The sequence below is a fragment of the Microcoleus sp. Pol11C3 genome, assembly GCF_036701485.1.
In the GTDB taxonomy this organism is placed as follows: domain Bacteria; phylum Cyanobacteriota; class Cyanobacteriia; order Cyanobacteriales; family Microcoleaceae; genus Microcoleus.
Genome location: NZ_JAUBQW010000258.1, coordinates 1 through 2,940, shown reverse-complemented (window position 1 = coordinate 2,940; position 2,940 = coordinate 1). Strand labels below are relative to the sequence as shown.

The window sequence follows — 2,940 nt, the reverse complement described above, 5'->3', positions numbered from 1 at the left end:
GCACTTTATTCTCGATCGCGCGCTCAAAACCCAGGCTACCTCAAGTGCGATCGATATATTCAGCAAGCCCTATTTAGATTCTGTTCTCAGAGTGAGGGCGAGCGTCAAGAGCTTAACAGTCCCAACTCAACAACTCTAGTAAATTAAGCTGTACACCATGATCTGGAGGAATATCTGTACCAAACTTTATTACTTTTTTTAAAGCATATTGTAATCCACCCCTATGATTAGACAACTGTAATAATTTACTCGGAAGTAAATATATCCCTACCTTAAACTCGGCAGGAGAACGCAATAGGCTCTCCTCAATTTGCTTCTTTGTCTGGTCAGGATAATTATACATACAACTGAGCAGCAAGCTAGTTGCATCGTAGTATTGCTTTATTAATTCCTCCTGGCTATCAGTTAACGGCCAATAGTAACCGATATTGCGGTTAATAATCATGGCTGCTCTTAATTCTTCAGTCCAATATTCCCCGTCAGATTGCCACCATTCTTTATAATAAGTTTCTGAACAATCATCTCTATCGGGAAGCTGTTCTTGGAGTTGACGAAGCCATTGGGTTAGTTCCGAATTAAGCTGAATTGTCAAAACTCGATCAAAGTAAAAGTTGAAAATCTGAGCAATGCCATCGACTTCATCCCCTTCAAGGTAAAAGTTAATAGTGCGGCTAAACACTCGCGTAAGAGTAAGGGCATTTTTAAGAATAAGGTAAAGGTAGAGATCGTATTCAAGCGAAAGATTTTGCTCGCCTAACATCACGTAAAATGTAAAGTTATTGCCAGATAGCAGGTCAAGATAAAAGTCTAGCAGGTCAATATAAAAGTAAAATACTTTAGTCATTAAGTTATCAGGAATTTGAATCTCAAAAGATTTTTGATTAACCCAAGCCAAGAACTGCTGCAATTTTTCATCTGAGGTTATGATAAGATCAATTTTTCGCTTCATTAACCACAGCAGATCATCAGTAGGCTGCAACATATCAGCCGCTAGTAAAAAAACTTCGTGCCAGCGTTTATCGGTGATATGAGTTGCCAACATTTCCACAGCATTTATGCCATTACTATTAACAATTCCTCTAGCTGTGAAATACTCTTGAAAACTCAAGTAAGGAAAAGAGTAGATTTTTTGAACCCGTTCCATTAATAACCCATGCTGCGCTTCAATGGACTTCAAAACTGCCCCACTATCCAGTTGTAAAACTTCTGGAGGGTTATGAGTATCAGGTAGATTGCGGATGTAATCAGAAATGTACTGTTCTAGTTGTTTCTGTTTAAATAAATAGTCCCCCCGCTCAAACGTCGTTAAAGCAATTTGACTAAGTAAATCTTTCTTACGCTGCAATGAGAGATTTTTATATACCTGATCTCGCTCTATGTTTCGCGTTTTATCCCATCGGCTCAGCAGAATGTCTATTGCTTCTTCATAAAGTTCCGAACGATTAACAGGGAATTGGACCGGTTCTTCAAACACCAAACATAACAGCGTTAGCAGTAACGGATTTGTTGCCAGTTGTCGAATCCGGTCATTTTCCGTAAGCTGTTCAATAAATTCTTCGGCTTTGGCAGGTCCTTTACTCTGAAACCATTTCTGGGCAAAGGTATTAATCTGCTCGTCATCAAAATCTGCGACTTCAACCTCTGTAAACTTCTCAAAAGTATAATTTTTTGCTGCAAGCCGGCAAGTTATTACGAACTGATTGGTGCGAAACTTGTCAGAAAAATCGCGAACTTGCTTGATGACACGGTTGTTATCCTCATCTTTTACTTCATCCAAACCATCGAGTAAAACCAGTGTTTTACCGTGCTTCAATAGAAGAACAGCTATTTGTTCATCCGAGACATCACAATCAGAAAGTATCTGGGTGATGTATTCCAGTAAGCTAGGTTTTCCTTCTGTTTCTGCAAACTGCTTGAGCGTGATAAAAATAGGAACGCGATGAGCTTGGAATTTAGCTCGCTCGCACTGGATTGCTAAATGCTTCAAAAATGTAGTTTTTCCTGAACCGGGCTTACCCAACACCATTAATTTTGAGTATTTCTCAACCGCTTCTAGTCCAGGTCTTCCTTTATCAGTTACTCTGCCAAGTCCGAAGCGCTCGAAGTTTTCCGGGTTACAGTCTTGCAACAGTTCATCTATTTCGCGCCGCCGATGACTGGTAATTTTTTCCAGAATATTGACCTTGGTGTAGAGGTCACTTACGTCAATGGGTTGTGACATGGTGAGCGATCGCATTATACCGCACTGGTCTTGAATCATCTCGCGGCAATTCTGGCGCACCTCTTGCACCAAGTCATTTAACTCATCCTCTGACAGATTAGAAGTTGGAGAGTCCGAAGCCTTGCATTTACGATATTTAGCAGTCAGAAAATAGAGCAAGCGACCATATTTACCTGGGCCTTTACCGTTGATACTGAACTTTTTGTAAACGTGGCTCATGCGAGTGGTAAGCGCACTGTTGCTGATATGGAGTTCTGTTGCTATCTCCAACCCTGTCTTGTTGCTGCTAAACCAGATTACAAAAGCCTCCTTTTCCTCTGGCGAAAGATCGTAGTTACCACCTATGTCAATTAAAAAGTCACGCGGCAGCGTCATTGACTAACCTCTCTATTACCTGAAAGCGAGTCCAGTATCTTCTATCTAGCCTTAAATCACGGTTAGGGCTGCTCTTATATTACTTATTCGGGAGCAAAAATGCTATTCAATACCAGGCTGAAACTGAAGATTGTAGATATAGCCTTTCTCGGAAAGATGAGGTATAATGTTACTGACCCTCACTCAGGAGGATAAAGCAGAGAATATCAGATCAAACGAACTATAATTACATGGTTCAGTAAAGCCTCGCTTGCGATAGCATACATAATAGCATTTTTTTGACAGCACGCTCTGCTTGACTCACAAAAAGTAAATTTGTACTCCTCTTCATACATTGTTAAAAA

General features: G+C 40.3%; 1 protein-coding gene. It reads right to left on the bottom strand.

Going from position 1 to position 2,940, the window contains the following annotated elements; all coding sequences use genetic code 11:
* Positions 1–112: 112 nt before the first annotated feature.
* Positions 113–2,596: an NACHT domain-containing NTPase gene (locus QUA40_RS28205; RefSeq protein WP_333131943.1), complete on the bottom strand. Its 2,484-nt coding sequence runs from the start codon at positions 2,594–2,596 to the stop codon at positions 113–115.
* Positions 2,597–2,940 lie beyond the last annotated feature (344 nt).